Source organism: Falsiroseomonas frigidaquae (assembly GCF_012163145.1).
In the GTDB taxonomy this organism is placed as follows: domain Bacteria; phylum Pseudomonadota; class Alphaproteobacteria; order Acetobacterales; family Acetobacteraceae; genus Falsiroseomonas; species Falsiroseomonas frigidaquae.
In genome coordinates this window covers 45,110-65,681 of the sequence record NZ_JAAVTX010000011.1, presented here as the reverse complement: position 1 = coordinate 65,681, position 20,572 = coordinate 45,110, and the positions used below count along the sequence as shown (strand labels likewise).

Here is a 20,572-nt window from a genome sequence, read left to right as displayed (position 1 = left end):
GAAGCGCCTATAAATCTCTCGCGAACCTAATAACATGCTTCATCATGAGCTATCCAGCCGTCGATTGCTGCAGTCTTCTTGTCATTCATCTACAGTCTTATCTGGGAACAGCCCTGGCATCCAACGCGAAGCCAATGTGGCGGGGAACGCGAGGTGCAACGGTGCGCGAGACGACGCCGCCTTCACAACACCCTTCTTGGTCAGCGCCTCCACAATCCGCCTTGCCTGGCGCTCGCCGGTGCCGACAATCTCGGTAAGCCCGCCGCGTGGCAGCTCGCCGCGATATTGCAGCACTTCCAGCACATCCTTGGCCTTGGGCGGCAAATTGCCAAGGCGGGTTTCTTCCTCCGCCCAGAGCGCGATGCGGACGCGGAGTTTGTCGGGCTGGATCAGCCCTTCCATGAACTCGACCTGGTCGATGCAGATGCGCAGGAAGAAGCGCGTGAATTCGGCCAGCGCTTCCTCGCTCAGCGTGCCGCGGCCATCCAGATCATTGCGGCGGGGCAGGTCGCAGGCGGCCAGGTGGCCTTTGTAGGCGGCGACGTTGCGCGCGAGGCCGCGCGCGACCGACCAGAGCGCGCCGGTGTCAAGCTTCTCGAGAAGCGCCGCGTGCGACATGAGGCGCGCAACCCGCCCGTTGCCGTCGAGGAAGGGGTGAATCCATAGCAGGCGATGGTGCGCGGTCGCTGCGGCGATGATCGAATCCGTCTTGCCGATCCGCGCATACGCGCCCTCGAAGCGCTGGAAGAAGCGTGGCACGGCGCCGGGGCTGATCGCGGTGTGGCTTCCGACCATCACATCGCGCCGGCGAAGCTCACCGGGGACGACCGGGATGCGTTCCTTGTTTTCGGGGTTCTCCGCCCACAGCAGGTCGGGCGGCAGCAGTTCGCAGAAGCGGCGATGCGTTTCATTGATGCCGGCCAGGGTGAAGGCACGGCCGGTGAGGCCGCCGGCGTCGATCCATTTCTGGACGGCGATATGCGCCTTCGCCTCCAGCTGGAGATCGCGCTTCTTCGCGTCCTTGCTGAAATCTTCATTCAGCGCCCGCTCGATATCGATCGGATGTGTGTCGTGCCCTTCGATCAAGTTGCTGTAGTAGCAATTCATCGAGCGCACGAGATCGGCCAGCGACGCCGCGATGTTCGGCTGGAGGCTGCGCCGGAAGCCAGCCGCCTTGGCCACCAGATCCACAGCGAGATCGGTGATTTCCCCGCGCCGGATAGAGCTTTCGCCGATGAGCATGGGCTCCATCAGCCCGATCGTCTCACCCCGATCCGGCGCCTCGTCGATGTCCGGTTTCATGTCCTCTTTTTTTGGCGTCATAGTTCAATGATATCATAATATTAGGAAGAGCGGTAGCTCTGAATGGACCGCTGGGAAGTCCGGTTCTGCGGCCGGTTAGCAGCGGCCGTCTTCCACCATGACTCCACAACAAATCCCAGATTAGCAGCAGGTTCGGCACCTTAACCGAGCAGTAGGCCATGATGGCCGCAGACGCGGCCTGACCTGGCTGCGCCAGGCTTAGGGGCCAGCCCCTCAGCGCGCTCCAAGGGCCTTCCGCCCAGCTTCCTTCGCCTTCGCTTGCGCTTCGCCTCCGTGCAGCCGGGTCCCCGCGAAGCCCCTTTCCGCTTGCACACCCCGATCTCGCCGATGGGCAGAGGAACAGACGAGCTGTTCCTCAAAACCAAAGGAGATCAAGAAGATGGCAAGCACTAACCAATCCTCCCGGCCCGATGTCTATAGCCGGATCACCGACAAGATCATCGCCGATCTGGAGCGCGGCGTTCGCCCCTGGATGAAGCCTTGGTCGGCAGACCATGCCGCCGGGCGCATCACGCGGCCGCTGCGCCACAACGGCATTCCCTATCGCGGCATCAATGTCGTGATGCTCTGGTCGGCATCGGTTGCGAAGGGCTTTGCCTGCCCGTTGTGGCTGACCTTCAAGCAGGCCCTCGAACTCGGCGGCCATGTCAGGAAGGGCGAGACCGGCGAACTCGTGGTCTATGCGAACTCCATCACCCGCACCGAAACCAAGGACGACGGCACGGAGGCCGAGCGGGAAATACCCTTCCTCAAAGGTTACACCGTCTTCAATGCCGAGCAGTGCGAAGGCTTGCCCGCCCAGTACTACGCCAGCGCGCAAGGCCTCGTGTTGACGCCTGCCCAGCGCATCGAAGCGGCCGATGTGTTCTTCGCCGCGACGGGTGCCGATATTCGGCATGGCGGGACCCGTGCCTACTACGCGGAAGGCGCCGACTTCGTGCAGATGCCGCCCTTCGAGACGTTCCGAGACACCGAGAGCTATGCCGCAACGCTGGCGCACGAGCTGACCCATTGGACCAAGCATGAGAAGCGCCTGGCACGCGATCTTGGCCGCGTGAAATGGGGTGACCAAGGGTATGCGAAGGAAGAGCTTGTTGCCTAACTCGGCGCCGCCTTCCTCGGCGCCGATCTTGGGATCGCGCCGGAGGTACGGGAGGACCATGCCGCCTACATCGCCTCTTGGCTGGAGGTGCTGAAGGGCGACAAGCGTTTTGTGTTTTCAGCGGCGAGCCATGCGCAGCGGGCCGCAGACTACCTTCACGCGTTGCAAGGCAATGCTACCAAGGAGGTGCAAGCTGTTTCGCGAGCGGCCTAAGATTCCTGCGTTTTGCCCATGATCATAACGTTGCGCAGCGGCGATCATCGTTGCTGCGCAGATTGGGGCGAGGGCTTATAGTACGCGTCATTCTGGGGGGAGGCAAAAGTGAAGGTGGCTATTTATCAGGATAACGTGTCCTCAAATGGAACGCTATACACATCTCTCGGCAGGCTTCTTGGGAAGCAGAATGTTGATTTTGTTGATGCCAACGAAGTTATAGGCGGCGTGCTCCATCGAGACGTCACTATCCTATTCATGCCAGGCGGTGCATCCAGGTATAAAGAGGCCAAGTTGGCCGGACCTGGAAACGACGCGATAAAAAATTATGTACGTGGCGGAGGCAGCTATTTTGGGATATGTGCTGGCGCATATATGGCGTGTGAGACTACAGAGTGGGCGCGGGGCACGGAGTTCGAGATTGTTCGGAGCAATGAGCTTGAATTTTTCCCAGGCAAGGCTGTAGGCCCTATCAAAGACTTTTCACAGGCCGAGAGCTATAATGGATCTGATGCGCGAATAGTGGATCTAGATTTTGGTTCGCGCAAGTTGAGGGCTCTCTATTGGGGCGGGTGTCGATTCGTCGCTAGGCCGCAGGCGGTCTTTGAGACGATCGCCACCTTTAGCCAGCTTCACGATAATTCTCCAGCCATCGTTAGTGGCACCTACGGCAGCGGCAAATGGTTGTTAAGTTCGGCCCATGTTGAGTATGATGCGTCGGCGATCGAACTGATAAGATTCGAAGTTGTTGGGAATAACTTTAAAGATATTGCCGCACTCATCGGCTCGAACAACTTAAGTCTAGAGCCTTTTCGGGAATTGGTAGATAGTTTGCTACCTTGAATCCACGTCCGCGTTCATTCTGTGGCCCGTAAACGCACGCGTAGGTCCGTCGAAAAGAAACGCGGCAGCTAAGCGCTGAATGCAACCTATCCGGGAGGAATCGATGCTGGTAATTGAGAAGGACGTGACCGGAAGCACAAATGATGACTTAAAGCGATTGACGAGTGAGGCGGGTGGTCACCTTACTGTCGTTTGGGCCCGCCGCCAGACCGCGGGGCGTGGCCGCCACGATCGTCAATGGATATCTGAAGAGGGCAATGTCTTCTGGTCAATTTTGCTCAGGCCCCAACCAACGTGGCCGAGCGTTGGCGAACTCCCTTTCGTAAACGCCTTGGCGGTAAAGGCGGCGATCGATGACGCGCTTGGAGCAAACTCAGGTATTTCGTTTAAATGGCCAAACGACCTTATACTGCAAGAAAGAAAGGTGGGCGGATCTCTCATTGAAGCTGGAGCTTACTCAGATAGGACTCCCGGCTGGATCGTCGTCGGAACTGGCGTCAACGTAAGGCATCACCCTGAGGGGGCGGGGATGGTGTATCCGCCGGGTGCGCTTCATTCACTTGGATTTCCACAAGCGAGCCGCGATGCCATCATAGAGCGGCTGAACATAAGATTTTGCGCGTTCCTAGATTTGTGGGTTCAAAAAGGATTTGCAGCCATCCGATTAGCCTATTTGCAGTGCGCTCACAGGCTTGGCGAAAGAGTTACTGTTGGCCTAGGGCATAATAAGACGTTTTATGAGGAAGGAATTTACGAGGGAATCGACATTGATGGTGCTCTTATCCTTAAGAAGAGCGATGGCTCTATATCGAGGCTCATCACCGGCGAAGTCATCCTGAAGGCGCCCTAAGTGCGGCTAAAGCATCGGCGGTGGATACCTTCCAATAAGAGCGGCGGGAGATTCTCCCGCAACAGGCTCGCTTTTCGCGCCATGGCCTACTGGCCTTTCAGAGGCGGGGTGAGGATTGGCGTTCCACACGCTCGAGTTCCTCGATGCGACAAAGAATCGCATTGCAAGCCAAGCAGTTATCTTTTTAATTCGGTCCATTGAGTGTATGAGTAATATGTCAGCAGGTAAACCATCATTAGTGCGGAAAGCACAACATATCTAAATTCAAAGGGAATATCAGTCTTAAAAAGTCGAATAGTGGCGTAGCTTAAGAATGCCGTCATTCCTGGAACCAGAAAAAGCATAAATCCGGCCACCCAACTAACTTTCGGCGAAATCGAGTGCCCTCGGTGCAAAAAATATGTAGCGCCAACGGAAGATAGCGCTCCAATACCGAAAAATACTAGATCTTCATTTAGAATGCCCATGAATGTATTCCAGTTAAACGACGCCCCCAAGGCAATTATGCAGCCGGTCAAGAAAATTGGCGCGTTAAAGATCGTCGTTGCGCAGAGAAACGGCAGTGGTCCAAGTGTGCCCCAATAGGACGCCCGAATGAAAACTCCGAGGGAGAATCCAATAGGTGTAAGGGAGAATAAAAAGAATTGCCAGATACCCCCGCGTTCAAAATCGGATGCCGAAATCAATATAATCGTTGTCAGTGCTGCTACAAATACTCCCCACTCTGCTAGCCTCATTTTGGCTTTCGAAAAAAACCAACTGCCGATCAGGGCATGCCAGAACGGAAAGCAGTTCAGGATCGCTGCGAGGAAAATTTGATCGGCAATCGAGATGGCGTATAAATATGTTAGTAGCGAGACCGCGCCGACGAAACAATTTAGGAGTAGCCCAGTCAAATTAGTTCTACCGACGAAAATTGACGCCGCTTGCTCTCGGATTTTTGAGCTTGCGATTAATAGAGCAACAGCAGCCGATGCCAAGACAAGTTCCGTCAAAATCACTAGCCATAGCCCGGCGCTAAATGAAGAGCCAATCCTCGTCGCGGCAGGCTTTGAAAATGGGTGCTGAAGGGCATACCCGGTCGCGGCTAGTGCGCCGAATGCGGCAGCAATGGCAATATCGCTCCCGTAAGGTCGACCATGCTGCATTGCCACTGTCTCCAAAGGATAAACAATGATCGAGTAAGGTTCGAAACCGGCTGTGGGGCTAACTGTGACTGAATAAGTTTGCGATGGCAACGAAGATGAGCAGACAAATCTGTTACCTCATCGGGAAGCGCAGATCTCGAATGTGGCGGCCGGGCGCTATGCCTCAGGCCGACGCCTCGCAGCACCATATAAGGTAGGACACCGGCTTGATCGTCGAGTCCGGGGGCCTTGTTCTGTCACACGTTGCATTTCGATCATTGACTCGCCTATGCTCGCATCGAGCCGAGATCGAGGTCGCCATGCAGCATGAGCAAGCCCTTCTGCAAGCTGGTTCCAGTGCGCTACCTGTTGATTTCTCTGGCGTTTGGCGCAATCAGCTAGGGTCTCGAGCTACTCTAACCGTCACGAACGGGACTGTTGCTGGCGCGTACGAAAGTGCTGTGAGCGGCGAAGGGCAACCTATCACAGGGCAGCTTACAGGTTATGTGAACGGCGATCTGATCTCTTTCGTAGTGAACTGGCCGACTGCGGCACTCACCGCGTGGGTAGGACAGATGGTCAACGACGACGGACACGACGTGATAATCACGCTCTGGCACATGACTACGAACATCCCCGAAGCAGCGGAGCCAACCCGTATGTGGCAGTCGGTCTTTGCTGGCACAGATCGCTTTCGGCGCTAAAGTTCTCAGGCAACCCGGAAATGCTGCCAATCTGTTGCTTAGCCAGGAAACGCACCTAATACTTGAGCGCCAAAAAGTATTAGGGTGATAAAGTGGGATTGCGGCGCCTCGATCGCTGCACCGGGGACCGATCATGAGTGTTTATAGACAGCTCTCGATTTATAGGTGGTCTGCCGTGCAGTTCAGATAGCTCGCGATCCAGGTGAACCTGTCGCTCGGCAATCTTCCGTTGGAGCGTCCGGCGTTCCGCCAGTTGGCGATCGACCAGCGCTTGGTGTTCTTCCGCATCCCGGCGCTTAGAGGCGATATAATCCGCTTCGTTCTGACCGGCGATCTTTAAGCGCCTGCCGGTCAAACGGTCCCAAAGCCCCTTAAGTCCTGACCGAAACCTCTCGGCGCGGGTGCGCGCCTCGGCGACGGCCCTTGCGGCCTGCAAGTCTCGTAGCATCGCGCGCTCATCCCGCTGCCAAGCGACAAGACGCTTCTTCTGCTCCTGGAGGCCGAGGCGTGCGCTTTCGAACTCGCCCTTGATCTCGCTGGCAAAGGACGCGAGCTTATCGGCCACCTTCTCCATGAGTTGCGCTTTCAGCGCATCGACGCCCGGCAAAGCGGCTGGGTCGCCAAGTCGCTTCGCAAGATCCTTGGTCCGTATGCCGCTCCAGCGGGAGAGGGAATAAACCTCACCGAGATAATCCACCGCGACGAAGCCGCGCCGGTCGCCCTGCGCAAGGTAATAGCCGCGGGCTTCCAGCGCTTGGATAAAGGCCTGCCGAGAATCGGACGTTGCCCAGCTATCCTGGAACGCGGCCTTTATGCCTGCCGCATCGCGGCTAATGCGTTTGGCTTGCTGCCATTCGTCGCGTGTGAAATTGAGTGGATTGCGCTCTTCGCTGTTGACTAGGCCGAGCGGCATTTTCCAGCCATTCTCGATATAGAGCTCACGCGATAACTCCCGCAGCTTCAGCTTGAAGTGTGCCATGTTGACCGCGCGAAGATCATCAGCGCGGATGCGCGACCAAACGCAGTGCGCGTGCCGACGCCCGTTCTTTTCATGGAAGACGATCACCCGCGGTTGGCCGGATAGCCCCACCCGGCGCTCAAGCTCATCGATCGCAGATTCGAATGTCGCGACGCTAACCTTCTCCTCCTGGGGCGGACTGAAGCTAACCGAGAAGAGATATTGCGTGCACTTCGTCCCGCGGCTGACCGCATAGGCCTCCCGAAGCGCGCCCGTCAGATCGTCGGCCACGAACCCGCGTATCTGGTGCAGTTCGACATGGTCGTTTTCGTCATCGCGAAGAAGGTGCACGGCGAGCTGCTTACCGCCGGCACGCTGGCTGGCCTTGAGGATCATGGAACCCGGTCCTCCTTCAGTCCCACCGCCTGCATGAGCTCGGCGCGAAGCGCGACGATGGCATCGCAGCTCGACTTGATGGCGCCTTCGACTTCCGGCGTGACCGGCAATGCCCCGATCTTCGCGGCGTAAGCAAGTTCGCGAAGGCTAGGGCCAAGGTCTGATGCTCCAAGGCGCGCCAGGATATGCGCGAGCTCGCGCGAGGCCGGCGCTGGGGCCTTCGCGTTCCGCGCCTTGGCCGCCATGCCGAAGAGGCACGCCCGGATGTAGTCGCTTAAGTTGCGTTGGCCCGCGCGACCGATCAACTCGTCGCGCTCTGCATCCGTCAACCGGATCGAGATCGGTGTGGTCTTCGGCTTCCTTGGCTTGCCCATCGATTCCCGCAGTGGGAACCGAACCAAGAGCAAGCGAGATAGAGGATGCCGGAGACAACCGGCAGGCTCAGATGCTCGCCGGCTTCGGTCCGATGTCCCAGGCTACGTGAATGAAGCGGCGCTTAGTTCGCCTCCCCGCATCCCATTCGATTAGGTCCGTAAAACATCCATCAGCCCATCGGCGTAAGCCGGTGGGCTTTTTGCGTTGCTGCGCTCGGTTGCACCGCCAGTGGATTGTCGATGGACGCCCGGGACGCGCTACCGCGTCCACCTACGGCACGCTGGCGCGCGCATCAGGGTCCAGGTGCCCGACCATATCGTTGTCGAGTTCGGCGACGATGTCGAGGTGGTGGTCGCCCGCCGGATTGCGCCGTGTATCAGCGGATCCACGGTGCGCAGCAAATGACCAGCGCTGTTCAGCGGAACCACGGCATCCTGCAGGGCCGCGTCGAGTCCTGGCCCAGCGCGAAGGCCCGGTGCTTCACGCCAGGTGAGCAGCCAGGCTCCGCCTCGCAGGCTTCATCCGGCCCTTCGAGAATGTGGTTCATCCTGGCTCCGCAGATCATCAGCCGTCTGACTGCGGGTGCTGCCAGCTCTTGAACACGAATTCCAGGCTGTAGCCGTCCGGATCGAGGACGTTGGCTGCGTAGTATCGCGGGTCGTAATGGAGTCGTGGGCCGGGCGCGCCATTATCCGTGGCCCCCGCCGCCATTGCCGCCGCATGCGCCGCATCGACCGCCTGGCGCGAGCGCGCCACGAAGCCGACATGCGCCACTTGGCCCTTGGCCTCCCCTGCACGGAGCCAGAGGATCATGCGCCCGTTCGCACCGAACCCTTTGAGGTCGGGATGGCCAGGCGGGCCATCGCGGCCGTCGAAATCTAGCCGGTCCGTGATGCCGAGCGGCGCCAGCGCTGCCTGGTAAAAGGCGATCGAGCGCGCGAGGTCGCTGACCGGCAGAAAGATGTGGTCGAGCATGGTCGCTCCTCCCTCAGATGCAGTAGCCACCGTCAACCTCGATCGACTGACCGTTCACCCAGCCCAGATCGCCGGTGAGCAGGCTGACGATTACACGGCCAACCTCCGCCTCGCCCACATGGACCAGCGCCGTCTGCGACGCGAGCAACGCCGCCCGGTTCGGTCCGGATCGCGCCCGGTGATACGGCGTTGGCGCGGATGCGGCGCGGGCCGAACTCCTTGGCCATGTAGCGGGTCAGCACCTCCATGCAACAGCAACTGGCCGAGCTGCTCGTCGTCGCCTCGCGGGCGGGGAACCGCAAGACGGATGCCGGCATCCCACGCGTGGCGATGGTGCAGGGACAGGTGCGCGGTCAACGTCATCCTGCGCAGTCCTAGCGGCCTGACTGCCTCAGGTGCGGCTACGCCAGGAAAGGAGCTCCTGGCCGACCCGGCTGGATCCAGGCCCCCAGCCATCCGAATTGTCTTGCGCCGACCTTCCGCCTGTGGGACCCGGTGCAGCCCTTCGCACCGGGTCCCGCTGATTCACCACAGCCGTTTCAGCTCCAGTTGCGGTCGTGCCCGGCATGGGTCCGCAGATAGGCACCCGGTGCGAAGTGCCGGTCGTAGAACTCGGTGTCGAGCCGATGGGCCTGCAGGTATGTATTGAGGAACACGGCGGGCACCCTTGCCGGGAAGCGGCCGAAGGTTTCGAAGACGTACTGCGCCATCAGCGTGGTGATCTCGATCGCCTCGGCGTCGATCGTGGCAGCGCCCGACCGGACGGCCGCGTTCTCCCGGTAGGGTCCGCCCTGCTTCGGGTCGAATGGCCCGCCCGCGCCGAACTTGCGGGCGACCGCCGCTTCAACGGCCGCGCGCATGCTTGCGTGGTGTGGTGGCACATGCGCCTCGAACACGCCGGGCAGGCCAGTGAAGTGCGGCAGCGGGTTGCCCTCGAGCATCTCGAAGCGAAAGCCGAGGCCCGGCACCGACGGGTCGCCGCTCGCGCCCAGGACGGTGAAGGGGTTGAGCCCCGTGTACATCCAGCCACCAAGGCCAAGCGCCTGCAGCATCAGCGCACCCGCATAGCAGGCCGTGCCCATCTCCACAGACACGTCGGTAAGCGCGGTCTGTTCAAGGAAGGTCATCGGATAGGCGGCTTGGAGATTCAGCCGGTGCGTGTAGCGCTCTAGCCCCGGGATCGGGCGGCCGTTCACATCATCATAGATGCCCGTGCCGTTCTGCACGAGATAGAGCAGCAACAGGATCACATGCTGCGCCAGATCGGCCACCGGAAATACCAGCGTCGAGCCGCGTACATTCGCGCACCAGGTATTGTGCCCTTCCATATGCGGCATCTCGGCTGGAATATTGAGCCGCCCATCGGCAAGTTTCACGATCCGGGCGCGGTGCGCGTCGAGCCAGGCGCGGAGGTCCGTGCCGCCCGCATTGGGTATCGGAGACATGGACCGCGTCGGCAGGAAGTACACGCCGGTGTCGTCGGTGAAGAAGAACTCCGAGGTGTTGAAACCCGCCGAGGAGGGAAAGCTGCGCCCCCCCGCGGCGGTGGTGTAGTTCGGCATCTGCGGCGCGTAGCCGGGATGATGCGCGAACAGCTCCGCCCACCCCGTATTGCCGGCTGTGGTCGCGATGAGCAGCATCTGCTCCAGCGGGTCGAGCGGCTCGGGCGCGTGGCGCGAGGTGAAGGCCAAAGGCCCGGCCGGGATCGAAGCGCCCTTCGCGAAGCGCCGGGACCGGCGACCATGGATCGCCTCGATCAACGGAAAGGACGTGGCCTCGACCAGGCCGCGCGGCCTGGGGGAGAGGGAGTCGAGAAGGATGCGGCCCTTGGCCGTCAGTCCCTCGCCCTGGGCGAAGCCAAGGCCGCCGAGGACAGTACCGGCGCCAAGCAATGTGGCGCCCTGAAGCTTGCGTCTCGTGGTGTCGAGCATGGGGATCTTCCAATCCTGCCTGGTTGCGATGCCATTCAGTCGCATGGTCGGCGGACGGGGCGTCAGGCCAGGAATGGACGAAAACGGTCCAGATATGCCATGCTTGCTGCATGGTCGCCTCCTATGCCCCGGCCCGCCTCTCGGTCTGCCTCCTGGCGATGCCGGAGATCGCGACCGGCGTGCTGAACGGCTTCTACGAGGTGTTTTCCTTCGTGGGCTCGGGCTGGGAGATGATGACCGGCTGGCCGCCGGGGCCCAGGCGCTTCGTGCCGCGGATCGTGGCCGAGCAGGCAGCGCCGTTCCGGAACGTGGTCGGCCTGCCCATCACGCCGGACCTTACCTTCGCGCAGGCGAAACGCGCCGACATCGTCATCGTCGGCGACCTCGCCATCGGGCGGGACCAGGATACGCGCGGGCTGTGGCCGGCAGCCGCGGCCTGGCTGAGGCAGCAGCACGCGCAGGGCGCGCTGATCTGCTCGGTCTGCACCGGCTCGCTCCTGCTCGCCGAGGCCGGGCTGCTCGATGGGGAGGATGCGACGTGCCACTGGGCCGCCGCCGAACAGATCCGGAGCCGCTATCCTGCGGTGCGCCTGCATCCCGAGCGTGTTCTGGTGACGACGGGCGCCGGCCACCGGCTGGTCACGTCCGGTGCCTCGGCGTCATGGACCGATCTCGCGCTTTACCTGGTCGCGCGTTTCTGTGGCGAGGAGGAAGCGCGGCGGACCGCCAAGCTGTTCCTGTTCGGCGACCGCAGCGATGGCCAGCTGCCTTTTGCTGCGCGCGTCCGGCCGCCCCAACATAACGATGCGGCAGTGGCCGCGGCGCAGGACTGGATCGCGCAGAACTATGTCTGCGCCCATCCGGTGGCAGGCATGGCAAAGGCTTCCGGATTGGCGGCACGCACCTTCATGCGCCGCTTCAAGGCCGCGACGGGCTACCTGCCGCTCGACTATGTGCAGTCGCTCCGCATCGAGGAGGCCAAGCAGATGCTGGAGACAACCGACACGCCGATCGATTCCATCGCCGGCGAGGTCGGCTACCAGGAGCCGGCGGCATTCCGCCGGATTTTCAAGCGCGCCACCGGCATCGCACCCAATCAGTATCGCCAGCGCTTCCGCTGCATGGCCGCGGCCTGACCGTCGATCACGACGGGCTGCCGGGGAGGGGGCGTAGCGGCGGCATCGCCACGGGGCGCGGCACGCTCCGGGCCGTACGGCTCAGCGCGGCCTGGCCCCAGGGCGGGTCGCCGGGGCCTGGCGCGCCTCCTCCAGCCCGGCGCGCAGCAGGGTGATCGCTGCCCAGCGGAGCACGGCCATGGCTTCATCGTCATCGAGGCGGCAGACGTCCTTCATGACGATCAGGGCCTCCGAGCCGAGGGTCAGGGAAAGGGCGGCTTGCAGTCGGCGCCAGTGCCTTCTTGGCATCCCGCGCCGGGCCGGCTCCAGGGCTTCGTCCAGCCATCGCGTGCGGCGGCCCTCGCGGATGGGTGAAGCGTCCTCGCCGGCACGCCGGTTCTCGAACCAGGTGTCGAGGTAGACGCGGAGCGCGTTGCGCATCGGCGCCTGGTTGGCGAACAGGATCGGGTTGAAGGCGTCCAGCAGGTGCAGCAGCCGGGCCTCGACGTCGCCCGGCGGCAGTGCCGCAAGCGCCGCCTCGACCGGTGCCACGGCGGGGGAAAGCTCGGCCACCTCAATGAGCAGCGCCTCCTGTGTCGGGAAGTAGCGATAGGCGGTGGCGCGGGAGACCTTCGCCTCCTCCGCGGCTTCGGCGACCGTGGGTGTCACCCCGCGCCGGAGCAGGTCCGAGGCCGCGGCGACGAGCGCGGCCCTGGTCCGGCCCTTCTGGTTGGCGCGTGCATCCGGGGCAGGCTGCGAATTGCCTTGACGTGAGACTTTCATGTCTTCATGATACTCGTGTCTCGTAAGGAGTAGCAAGTCCCACGAACCCGGAGGGAGCGCACCATGGGCCTTTCACGCGAGCAGATCGACCGGATCATCGACGAGCATTTCGGCTTCGAGGCGACCGACAACGTCGATGGCGTCCTCGGCAGCCTCGCCGATGACGCCGAGCATGAGATCATCCCGTCGCCACTGGGCCGTCTGAACGACCGCGCCAGCATCCGGCGCTTCTACGAACAGCTGTTCCGCGACCTGAAGGGCGAGAGCGTCAGCCCGCTGCGCCGGCTCTATGGCGACGATTTCGTCCTGGATGAGTCGGTCTGGCATGGCCAGATCACGGATGGGCGGCAGTTCCACCTGGACGGCCGGAGCGGCCCGGTGAGCTTCCGCCTGCTGCACGTCTTCGAGTTCCGCGACGGCAAGATCCTGCGCGAGAATGTCTGGTGCGATCTTGCGGCGATCCAGCAGCAGCTCGGATGCGCGCCTTCGCAGGCGGTGGCCGCGACTGCTGCGGCGGCGTGAGGAGGGCAGAACCATGCAGCTTTCCCACGCCATCGCGGCCTTTGCCCTGCTCGGTGCTACCGTCCCGCCGGTGGTGATGGCACAGCAGAACCCCCAGCCCCGCCCGCGCGGCGAGTACCTGGCGACGATCATGGATTGCGGCGGCTGCCACACCGGTGGTGCGCTGGCGGGCCAGCCGGACCCGAAGCTGCACCTGGCCGGCTCCGGCATCGGCTTCGGCATTCCGGGCGTCGGCGTCTTCTATCCGCCAAACCTGACCTCGGACCGTGCCACCGGCCTCGGCGCCTGGAGCGAGGCAGAGATCATCCGCGCCATTCGCACCGGCGTGCGCCCGGACGGGCGCGTGCTCGCCCCGGTGATGCCGTGGCACAACTACGCCGCACTCACCGACGCGGATGCCCGGGCGCTCGCGCGCTACCTGAAGGGCCTGCCGCCGGTGCGCAATGCGACGCCGCCGATGGCCGGCGCGGGCGAGACGCCGCCCGCACCCTACCTCACGGTGGTCGCGCCGCCCGGCCGCTGATCCGCGTCTGGGCCTGTTGCCGGGGACAGGCTCGCCTGAAGACCCGTGGCGCCGCCGGCCGGACACGGCGCGAAGGAGGATGCGACATGGAAACCAGGATTGCCGAGATCGCCTCCGGCATCTACCGGCTCTCGACCTTCGTGCCACAGATCGCGCCGCCGGCCGGCTTCACCTTCAACCAGTTCCTGGTGCTGGGCGATGAGCCGCTGCTCTTCCACGCCGGCCTGCGGCGCATGTTCCCGCTGGTGCGGGAGGCGGTGGCCCGCCTCGTCCCGCCCGAGCGGCTCCGCTGGATCGGCTTCGGCCATTATGAGGCCGATGAGTCCGGCGCGGTGAATGAGTGGCTGGCGATGGCGCCGCATGCGGAAGCGGCGCATGGCCATACCGGCTGCCTGGTCTCGCTGAACGACATGGCCGACCGGACGCCGCGGATGCTGGCCGATGGCGAGGTCATCGACCTCGGCGCTGGCCGCCGCCTGCGCTGGATCGACACGCCGCATATCCCGCATGGCTGGGACGCCGGCGTGCTGTTCGAGGAGGCGAGCGGAACCCTGCTCTGCGGCGACCTCTTCACCCAGATCGGCGACGGCCCGGCCCTGACGGAAGCGGATGTGGTCGGCCCCGCCATCGCCGCCGAGGATCTGTTCGGCTTCTCCAGCCTGAACCCGGGCATGGGCGCCACGATCCGCCGACTGGCAGCGCTCTCGCCGCGCACGCTCGCGCTGATGCACGGCCCATCCTTCGCCGGCGACGGCGCGGCGGCGCTGCGCGCATTGGCAGATGACTACGACCGTCGGTTTCAGGCCGCCATGAACTGAGCGCGAGCCGGGGACCGCCGCGGTTCAACCGACCGCCTGGGGAGGGCAGGGACGCACCTGCCCCTTGCCCAGCCTGCAGATGCGGAGGCCCTGGCAGGGGAATGCCAGTCGTGCCCGCGGCAGCCGCCTTGGCAATTGATCCGGACCCCCGTCACTCGCATGGACGTCGCAGGTCAGGCCGTCGCTTCGATCGGTCGCCTGTTTGCGTCAGGGACAGAGTGATCCTCGCCCTTCGATCAACCGTCATCACGGCTTGCCGCCAGCCGGGTACGCCCCGCCGCCCCTCCGCGGGCCGGGACGGCAGCAGGGGCAAAAAAGCAGCCATTCTCAGGAATTCCTGAAGCTCTTCTCCAAGCTGGCCGCCGTCCGGCTGGCTAGCGTCCCGAAGGTGATCCGAAGCCCCGTGCCGCAGGCATTGGCCGCAAGGGGTCGCACCAATGGTGCGTCGCTTGTTGCGAGGCACCCGTCGATCAAACCCCAGGAGACGAGAGATGAGCGCCACCACCGTCGAAAAGCCCACCGCCGCGAAGAAGCCGCCCGTGCCGATGAATGGCGTGGACACGCCGAAGCTCTTCGCCACCATTGCCGCCGTCGCCGATCAGCGCTCGCTTGCGCAGTTCCGCTTCCGCGCCGACGGCGAGTGGATCTCGGGCACGCATATGCGCAGCACCATGTCCGGCTTCTACGGCGCCGGCGGGGACATGCAGCGCAAGGCGCCGCACAGCGCGGACGCAGACCATCCCGAGGTTCTCTGCGGCATGGATCACGGGCCGACGCCGGTGGAATTCCTGCTGCACGGCCTGGCCGCCTGCATCACCGCCGGCATCGCCAACATCGCCTCCGCCCGCGGCATCACGCTGCACTCGGTGGATTGCAGCGTCGAAGGCGATATCGACCTGCAGGGCATCCTCGGCCTCTCGGACGAGGTCCGCAACGGCTTCGGCGACATCCGTGCCCGCTTCCACGTGAAGGGCGATGCCTGCGAGGAAACGCTGCGGAAGGTCGTCGCCCAGGCGGTCGCGCGCTCGGCGGTCCTCGACGTGCTGCGGAACGGTGTGCCGGTCTCCATCCAGACCGAATGCTGAGCCATGCGCGCCACCGGCGGCCCTCGCGCTGCCGGTGGCGCCATGCCTTGCAGAGGAGACCAAGCCATGCCGCGCACAACCGACGCCATCATCATCGGCGCGGGCCAGGCCGGCCTTGCCATGAGCCACTGCCTTGCCCGCCTCGGCGTCGAGCACGTGCTGCTGGAACGCGGACGTGTCGCGGAACGCTGGCGCAGCGAACGCTGGAATTCGCTCCGCCTGCTGACTCCGAATTGGATGAGCCGGATGCCGGGCGGTTGGTGCTATCGCGGGCCGGAGCCAGAGGGCTTCATGAGCATGCCCGAGGTCGCCGCGTATCTGGATGGCTATGCCCGATCCTTTGCCGCGCCGGTTGAAGCCGATACGACGGTGACGGCGGTGCGCCGGATTGCGGCCGGATACGCGGTGGAGACGGACCGCGGCGATTGGCGCGCACGCGCCGTCGTCATCGCCACCGGTCATTGCGACCGGCCTGCGGTGCCGGCCATGGCAGGCGACCTGCCAAGGCATATCCTGCAATGCACGCCGGGCGCCTACCGGGCACCGGCCGGGCTTCCGGCAGGCGGTGTCCTGGTGGTTGGCGCCTCGGCCTCCGGCGTTCAGCTCGCCGAGGAGATCCAGCGCGCAGGCCACCCCGTGACCCTTGCCGTCGGCCGCCACACGCGGCTGCCGCGGCGCTGGCGCGGGCGCGACATCATGGCCTGGATGGACCAGGCCGGAATCCTCGGCGAAGGCGCCGAGCGCGTCCGTAGCCTGGCGCAATCGCGCGCGCAGCCTTCCCTGCAGCTCGTTGGGCGGACGGACGTGCAGAGCCTCGACCTTGGCCATCTGCACCGGATGGGGGTGCGCGTGGTCGGCCGCCTTAGGGGAATCTCGGGGCACACACTGCACCTGGCGGATGACCTGCCGGAAACCACCGCGGCGTCGCAGCGGTCGCTCGACCGGCTGCTCGACCGCATCGCCCCCCTGGCCGACGCAGCCAACGCCCCTGCCGAGGATCCGCCGCGTGCCTTGCTGCTTCCGGGCGAGACGCCAGCGAGGTTGGATCTCGCGGCGGCAGGCATACGCACCGTTCTGTGGGCTACCGGCTTCCGACGCAGCTACGACTGGCTGCAGGTTCCGGGGACGCTCGACAGCGCGGGCGAGCTGCTTCACGAGGGTGGCGTCCTGCCCGTGCCGGGCCTCTACGTGCTCGGCCTGCACTTCATGCGCCGCCGCAATTCAAGCTTCATCGATGGCGTCGGCGCCGATGCAGAAGCGCTCGCCTGGCACCTCCTCGGTCATTGCGTCGGCTCCACCTCCGGCTGCCATGCGGCCGCCTGACACGGCAAGGAGAAGCATCATGAACCTGCACAACTACGATGCCCTGGTGATCGGTGCGCGCTGCGCTGGCGCCGCGACCGCAATGCTGATGGCCCGCCGCGGCATGAAGGTGCTGCTGATCGATCGCACAGCCTACGGCACGGATACGATGTCGACCCATGCGCTGATGCGCGGCGCGGTGCTGCAACTGCATCGTTGGGGATTGCTGCCGCGCCTGCGGGAGGTTGCGACGCCGGCCGTGCGCAGCAGCAGCTTCCACTACGGCGAGGAATGCATCACCGTCCCCATCCGGGACGCCGATGGCGTGGATGCGCTCTACGCGCCGCGCCGGACCGTGCTGGACAGCGCACTCGTCGATGCGGCGGCGGAAGCGGGCGTGGAGATCCGCCACCGGCACCACCTGGTCGCCCTGATGCGAAGCGGACCGGAGGAGCGGGTCGTCGGCGCCGTCATCCAGGATGCGGAAGGCCGGCCGCAGCAGATCGGGGCCGGGCTCGTCGTCGGTGCCGATGGGATCGCCTCCCTGGTCGCGCGGCTGGTGCAGGCGCCCGTGCTGCGGCAGGCGCAGGCCTGCACTGCGGTGGTCTACGGCTACTGGTCCGGGCTGGAGCGGGATGGCTACCACTGGCACTACCTGCCGGGCGCCAGCGCCGGGGTGATTCCGACGAACGCAGACCAGCACTGCGTCTTCATCTCCGTCCCACCCCCGCGGATGCGGTCCGCAGCGCGCGAAGACGGCCTTTCCTGGTACCGGGCCGTGCTGCGCGAGGTTGCGCCCGCCCTCGCGCAGCAACTCGGTGCGGCACAGCTCGCCTCGCGGCTCTCGGCCTTTGCTGGCCGGCGTGGCCATCTGCGGCAGGCCAGTGGGCCGGGCTGGGCGCTGGTCGGCGACGCCGGCTACTTCAAGGACCCGCTGACCGCACACGGCATCACCGATGCGCTGCGCGATGCCGACCTGCTGGCCGAAGCCGCCGCCACGGGAACCCATGCCGCCATGGCCCGCTACGCCGCCACCCGGGACGCGCTGTCCGTGCCGCTGTTCGAGGCGACGGAGGCCATCGCCGCCTTCGACTGGGACCTCGACACGCTGAAGCGGCACCACCAGGCGCTGAACGGCGCGATGAAACGCGAGGTCGCCTTCCTCGCCGCGCGATCCCCGTTCCTCCAGCGCACGAAGGAGATCATGACATGAGCCAGACCGACATATGGGCCGGGACCTTGGCCGGCCGCCGGCCGGATATCGGCGCCTGCGCCGAGCGCAGCCGGCAGACCAGCATGCAGGATGTCGAGAACTTCACGGCCATGACAGGCGACCGGAACCCGCTGCACTACGACACGCTGCTCGCGGCACAGGCGCCATTCGGTGGCGGCCTCATCGTCCAGGGCGGCGTCACCTCGGGCCTGCTCAACGCGGTGGTGGCTGAGGACCTGCCGGGCCCGGGCAGTGTCTTCCTCGGGGTCGAATGGCGCTTCGTGAAGGCGGTGGGCGTCGGCGAGAGCATCACCGCGCGGGTCGAGGTGACCGCGGTGCGGGATGACAAGCCCATCTGCACGCTGCGGACGGAAGTGCGCAATGGCAGGGGCGAGATCTGCCTGGCCGGCACGGCGGTGACCTACACGGTACCGCTGCGGCAGATGAAGCGCGGCTAGGCGGTCCGCAGCCGGCGGGCCGCGCCCGTGGCCTGCGGTTGCGCGGAAAGGCCGGCCAGGCGAAGTCCCTCGACAAAGCGCTCGATCATCGCGGTGTCGGCGCAGAAGAACAGGTCGTGCCTGCCGCTCGCGCTGCTGTAGTGCGGCTTTCGCCGCAGCAGCTCCGTCACGCTGGCGCGCGCCTCCACCGGCCTGCCGAGCAGCCCGAGTGCCGCGGCGTGGACGGCGAAGGAGCAATGGCTGGCATTGTGCAGCCGGATGGCCATGCGCATGCAGGCGGCGGTACCCTCCAGGTCGCCAAGCGCGAAGCAGGCGAGCCCGCGAAGGTGGTGGAAGCTGGTCAGGTGCGGATCGCGGGGGCTGAGCTCGATGGCGCGCCCGACCATCGCCAGCGCCTCCTCCTGCCGGCCACAGAAGGTCAGGGTGAAGGCCAGCGCGAACCATCCCTGCGCGAAGCTGGGGTTCAGCGCAACGCATTGCTCGAGGGCAGCAACGGAGTCCTCGTATTCCTGGAGCATGCAATGGGCGCGGCCGAGGGCGCAGAGATTCATGCAGTCCCGATCATCCAGCATCACCGCCAGCCGGGCGTAGCGCATCGCGGTTTCGAGCAGTGCCGGCCGTTCCTCGGGTTCGCTGAGGAAGGTCCGCTGCAGGAAGACATAGGACAATGCGCCATGTGCCCGGGCGAAACCCGGGTCGAGTTCCATCGCGCGGCGAAACATCGTCTCGGCCTCTGCCATGCTGGGCGTCGTGAAGCCCCACAGGTTCCACAGGCCGCGCTGATAGAAGTCCCAGGCGTCCATGGTACTCGGTGGCCGACGGATCGCTGCCTCATGCTCCAGGCGTGAAAGTTCCGGTTCGATCGTGGCGGCGATCTGCTGCGCGATTGCGTCCTGGACCTGCAGCAGGTCGTCGATCGTCAGGTCGTAGGTCTCCGACCAGAGGTGCCGGCCGGTTTCCGCACAGACGAGGTCCGCGATAATGCGGAGGCGGTCCTGCCGCTTCGTCACGCTTCCCTGCACCAGGTATCGGACGCCCAAGGCGGCGCCAATTTCCTGCGCGGGGACGTCGCGATCCTTGAAGGCTGCGGCGGAATGACGACTGAGGACCTCGAGCCAGCGATTGCGGGCGAGGAGGCGGATGATGTCCTCGGTGAGGCCATAGCTGAAGTAATCGGTATCCGGCTCCGGGCTGCGATTGCTGAAGGGCAGCACCACGACGGAGGGCTTGTCGCCGCGCGCGCGCCCCGTGCTGGAAGCCGGCAGCGATGCGGGGGCAGGAACCTGCAGCGGGCTATCCGGTAACGCGGCTGCGACCGGCTCCGCTTCGCTGGAACACTCCTGGACCGAAGCGACAAAGCGGAATCCACGCTTGTGCACGGTCTTGATGATCGCCTGCCGATCGCCATCGTCGCCGACGGCCTTGCGAGCGGCATTGATGCGGCTGCTGAGCGCGGCCTCGGAGACAAGGCGGCCATTCCAGACGACTTCGAACAACTCGTCCTTGCTGACCACGCGATCACGGTTGCGCACGAGATGCAGCAGGATGTCGAAGACCTGCGGCTCGATATGGACGAGCACCTTGTCACGGCACAGTTCCTGCCGGCGCAGATCCAGCTCATGCCCGGCGAACGCGATGCGCATGGTCCGTTCTCCCACGCAGCCAGAGCCCCGAAACCGGGCTGACTGCGGCGCGCCTGGCTCAGGGTTCGGGGATACGTGCATCAGGGCATCGTTGCAGCTGCGTGCCTGGCCCGATGCAGCGTGCATGCTAGGATGTTCCGCCAAGTCGTCCAAGCGCAAAATGGCGAATGCCGGATCGAGCCGGTAGCTCGTAGGCGACCTTCCGGACAGCAGCCGCCACGGCTTCATCAACCTGAGTGCATCTGGATCCACCTCAAGTTCAAATCGGCGCCTGAGCTGATCTCCATGTGTCGGAGCCTCCTTCGGCCGCGTG

The 20,572-nt window shown here is 64.4% G+C and carries 20 protein-coding genes and 1 pseudogene; 12 read left to right on the top strand and 9 right to left on the bottom strand.

The genetic code is table 11. The annotated features are described in order from the left end of the window. Positions 1–81: 81 nt before the first annotated feature. Positions 82–1,323, bottom strand: coding sequence for a Fic family protein (locus tag HB662_RS27925; protein ID WP_168055206.1), 1,242 nt, complete (start codon positions 1,321–1,323; stop codon positions 82–84). A gap of 379 nt (positions 1,324–1,702) precedes the next feature. On the opposite strand from HB662_RS27925, the pseudogene HB662_RS27920 reads away from it, so the two are divergent. The 3 genes and pseudogenes from HB662_RS27920 to HB662_RS27910 all read left to right on the top strand — a co-directional run bounded on the left by HB662_RS27920 (position 1,703) and on the right by HB662_RS27910 (position 4,331). Beyond that, positions 1,703–2,638 (top strand): annotated as a pseudogene (locus HB662_RS27920) (ArdC family protein). A gap of 108 nt (positions 2,639–2,746) precedes the next feature. Beyond that, positions 2,747–3,481 carry a BPL-N domain-containing protein gene (locus HB662_RS27915; protein WP_168055204.1) on the top strand — a complete coding sequence of 245 codons (735 nt, stop codon included), beginning with the start codon at positions 2,747–2,749 and terminating at the stop codon, positions 3,479–3,481. Positions 3,482–3,584: 103 nt separating this feature from the next. Further along, positions 3,585–4,331, top strand: coding sequence for a biotin--[acetyl-CoA-carboxylase] ligase (locus tag HB662_RS27910; RefSeq protein WP_168055202.1), 747 nt, complete (start codon positions 3,585–3,587; stop codon positions 4,329–4,331). A gap of 176 nt (positions 4,332–4,507) precedes the next feature. Here the strand turns inward: HB662_RS27910 and HB662_RS27905 are convergent, their stop codons facing one another. Continuing rightward, on the bottom strand, positions 4,508–5,479 hold the full coding sequence (locus HB662_RS27905) for a hypothetical protein (RefSeq protein WP_168055200.1): 972 nt from the start codon (positions 5,477–5,479) through the stop codon (positions 4,508–4,510). A gap of 299 nt (positions 5,480–5,778) precedes the next feature. Between HB662_RS27905 and HB662_RS30105 the strand changes: the two genes are divergently transcribed. Then, positions 5,779–6,162: an avidin/streptavidin family protein gene (locus HB662_RS30105; RefSeq protein ID WP_168055248.1), complete on the top strand. Its 384-nt coding sequence runs from the start codon at positions 5,779–5,781 to the stop codon at positions 6,160–6,162. Between the two features lie 79 nt (positions 6,163–6,241). Here HB662_RS30105 and HB662_RS27895 read toward each other — a convergent pair whose 3' ends face one another. The 5 genes from HB662_RS27895 to HB662_RS27875 form a co-directional block, all read right to left on the bottom strand. Further along, on the bottom strand, positions 6,242–7,516 hold the full coding sequence (locus tag HB662_RS27895) for a relaxase/mobilization nuclease domain-containing protein (protein ID WP_168055198.1): 1,275 nt from the start codon (positions 7,514–7,516) through the stop codon (positions 6,242–6,244). Further along, on the bottom strand, positions 7,513–7,890 hold the full coding sequence (locus HB662_RS27890) for a plasmid mobilization protein (RefSeq protein ID WP_168055196.1): 378 nt from the start codon (positions 7,888–7,890) through the stop codon (positions 7,513–7,515). Before HB662_RS27890 ends, HB662_RS27895 begins: the two co-directional genes overlap by 4 nt. A 565-nt stretch (positions 7,891–8,455) precedes the next feature. Next, positions 8,456–8,866 (bottom strand): VOC family protein, encoded by a 411-nt coding sequence (locus HB662_RS27885; RefSeq protein ID WP_168055194.1) that lies wholly within the window; start codon positions 8,864–8,866, stop codon positions 8,456–8,458. Between the two features lie 13 nt (positions 8,867–8,879). Further along, positions 8,880–9,014, bottom strand: a complete 135-nt coding sequence (locus HB662_RS29865) for a hypothetical protein (protein WP_280865772.1) — start codon at positions 9,012–9,014, stop codon at positions 8,880–8,882. Positions 9,015–9,405: 391 nt separating this feature from the next. Then, complete coding sequence (locus HB662_RS27875; RefSeq protein WP_209443511.1) at positions 9,406–10,797, bottom strand: hypothetical protein; 1,392 nt, start codon at positions 10,795–10,797, stop codon at positions 9,406–9,408. A 158-nt stretch (positions 10,798–10,955) separates the two neighbouring features. Here HB662_RS27875 and HB662_RS27870 point away from each other — a divergent pair, with 158 nt between their 5' ends. Next, a complete protein-coding gene (locus HB662_RS27870) occupies positions 10,956–11,933 on the top strand; it encodes a GlxA family transcriptional regulator (RefSeq protein ID WP_209443510.1) in 978 nt (325 codons plus the stop codon). Between the two features lie 81 nt (positions 11,934–12,014). On the opposite strand, the gene HB662_RS27865 is transcribed toward HB662_RS27870, so the two are convergent. Beyond that, positions 12,015–12,695 carry a TetR/AcrR family transcriptional regulator gene (locus HB662_RS27865; RefSeq protein WP_168055192.1) on the bottom strand — a complete coding sequence of 227 codons (681 nt, stop codon included), beginning with the start codon at positions 12,693–12,695 and terminating at the stop codon, positions 12,015–12,017. Positions 12,696–12,758: 63 nt separating this feature from the next. Here HB662_RS27865 and HB662_RS27860 point away from each other — a divergent pair, with 63 nt between their 5' ends. The 7 genes from HB662_RS27860 to HB662_RS27830 all read left to right on the top strand — a co-directional run bounded on the left by HB662_RS27860 (position 12,759) and on the right by HB662_RS27830 (position 18,616). Then, positions 12,759–13,217 carry a nuclear transport factor 2 family protein gene (locus tag HB662_RS27860; protein WP_168055190.1) on the top strand — a complete coding sequence of 153 codons (459 nt, stop codon included), beginning with the start codon at positions 12,759–12,761 and terminating at the stop codon, positions 13,215–13,217. A 13-nt stretch (positions 13,218–13,230) separates the two neighbouring features. Next, positions 13,231–13,740 (top strand): c-type cytochrome, encoded by a 510-nt coding sequence (locus HB662_RS27855; RefSeq protein ID WP_168055188.1) that lies wholly within the window; start codon positions 13,231–13,233, stop codon positions 13,738–13,740. A gap of 86 nt (positions 13,741–13,826) precedes the next feature. Further along, a complete protein-coding gene (locus tag HB662_RS27850; protein ID WP_168055186.1) occupies positions 13,827–14,558 on the top strand; it encodes an oxygen-binding di-iron domain-containing protein in 732 nt (243 codons plus the stop codon). Positions 14,559–15,049: 491 nt separating this feature from the next. Next, on the top strand, positions 15,050–15,643 hold the full coding sequence (locus tag HB662_RS27845; RefSeq protein ID WP_168055184.1) for an OsmC family protein: 594 nt from the start codon (positions 15,050–15,052) through the stop codon (positions 15,641–15,643). Positions 15,644–15,709: 66 nt separating this feature from the next. Further along, entirely contained in the window at positions 15,710–16,966 is a 1,257-nt protein-coding gene (locus HB662_RS27840) for a flavin-containing monooxygenase (RefSeq protein WP_168055182.1), read from the top strand. A 19-nt stretch (positions 16,967–16,985) separates the two neighbouring features. After that, positions 16,986–18,158: an NAD(P)/FAD-dependent oxidoreductase gene (locus tag HB662_RS27835; protein ID WP_168055180.1), complete on the top strand. Its 1,173-nt coding sequence runs from the start codon at positions 16,986–16,988 to the stop codon at positions 18,156–18,158. Next, positions 18,155–18,616: a MaoC family dehydratase gene (locus tag HB662_RS27830; protein ID WP_168055178.1), complete on the top strand. Its 462-nt coding sequence runs from the start codon at positions 18,155–18,157 to the stop codon at positions 18,614–18,616. Before HB662_RS27835 ends, HB662_RS27830 begins: the two co-directional genes overlap by 4 nt. Here HB662_RS27830 and HB662_RS27825 read toward each other — a convergent pair. Next, the gene (locus tag HB662_RS27825; protein ID WP_168055176.1) at positions 18,613–20,259 is read right to left on the bottom strand and encodes a winged helix-turn-helix domain-containing tetratricopeptide repeat protein; all 1,647 of its coding nucleotides are present in this window, start codon (positions 20,257–20,259) and stop codon (positions 18,613–18,615) included. The two genes, HB662_RS27830 and HB662_RS27825, sit on opposite strands and share 4 nt — an antisense overlap. Between the last annotated feature and the right edge of the window lie 313 nt (positions 20,260–20,572).

What these genes read in the sequence shown, in the direction of transcription:
- HB662_RS27875 (WP_209443511.1), bottom strand. Translation starts at nt 10,797, where the DNA reads ATGCTCGACACCACGAGACGCAAGCTTCAGGGCGCCACATTGCTTGGC.
- HB662_RS27830 (WP_168055178.1), top strand. Translation starts at nt 18,155, where the DNA reads ATGAGCCAGACCGACATATGGGCCGGGACCTTGGCCGGCCGCCGGCCG.
- HB662_RS27865 (WP_168055192.1), bottom strand. Translation starts at nt 12,695, where the DNA reads ATGAAAGTCTCACGTCAAGGCAATTCGCAGCCTGCCCCGGATGCACGC.
- HB662_RS27890 (WP_168055196.1), bottom strand. Translation starts at nt 7,890, where the DNA reads ATGGGCAAGCCAAGGAAGCCGAAGACCACACCGATCTCGATCCGGTTG.
- HB662_RS27910 (WP_168055202.1), top strand. Translation starts at nt 3,585, where the DNA reads ATGCTGGTAATTGAGAAGGACGTGACCGGAAGCACAAATGATGACTTA.
- HB662_RS27885 (WP_168055194.1), bottom strand. Translation starts at nt 8,866, where the DNA reads ATGCTCGACCACATCTTTCTGCCGGTCAGCGACCTCGCGCGCTCGATC.
- HB662_RS27835 (WP_168055180.1), top strand. Translation starts at nt 16,986, where the DNA reads ATGAACCTGCACAACTACGATGCCCTGGTGATCGGTGCGCGCTGCGCT.
- HB662_RS27855 (WP_168055188.1), top strand. Translation starts at nt 13,231, where the DNA reads ATGCAGCTTTCCCACGCCATCGCGGCCTTTGCCCTGCTCGGTGCTACC.
- HB662_RS27825 (WP_168055176.1), bottom strand. Translation starts at nt 20,259, where the DNA reads ATGCGCATCGCGTTCGCCGGGCATGAGCTGGATCTGCGCCGGCAGGAA.
- HB662_RS27895 (WP_168055198.1), bottom strand. Translation starts at nt 7,516, where the DNA reads ATGATCCTCAAGGCCAGCCAGCGTGCCGGCGGTAAGCAGCTCGCCGTG.
- HB662_RS27925 (WP_168055206.1), bottom strand. Translation starts at nt 1,323, where the DNA reads ATGACGCCAAAAAAAGAGGACATGAAACCGGACATCGACGAGGCGCCG.
- HB662_RS27870 (WP_209443510.1), top strand. Translation starts at nt 10,956, where the DNA reads ATGCCGGAGATCGCGACCGGCGTGCTGAACGGCTTCTACGAGGTGTTT.
- HB662_RS27850 (WP_168055186.1), top strand. Translation starts at nt 13,827, where the DNA reads ATGGAAACCAGGATTGCCGAGATCGCCTCCGGCATCTACCGGCTCTCG.
- HB662_RS27905 (WP_168055200.1), bottom strand. Translation starts at nt 5,479, where the DNA reads ATGCAGCATGGTCGACCTTACGGGAGCGATATTGCCATTGCTGCCGCA.
- HB662_RS27845 (WP_168055184.1), top strand. Translation starts at nt 15,050, where the DNA reads ATGAGCGCCACCACCGTCGAAAAGCCCACCGCCGCGAAGAAGCCGCCC.
- HB662_RS27860 (WP_168055190.1), top strand. Translation starts at nt 12,759, where the DNA reads ATGGGCCTTTCACGCGAGCAGATCGACCGGATCATCGACGAGCATTTC.
- HB662_RS30105 (WP_168055248.1), top strand. Translation starts at nt 5,779, where the DNA reads ATGCAGCATGAGCAAGCCCTTCTGCAAGCTGGTTCCAGTGCGCTACCT.
- HB662_RS27840 (WP_168055182.1), top strand. Translation starts at nt 15,710, where the DNA reads ATGCCGCGCACAACCGACGCCATCATCATCGGCGCGGGCCAGGCCGGC.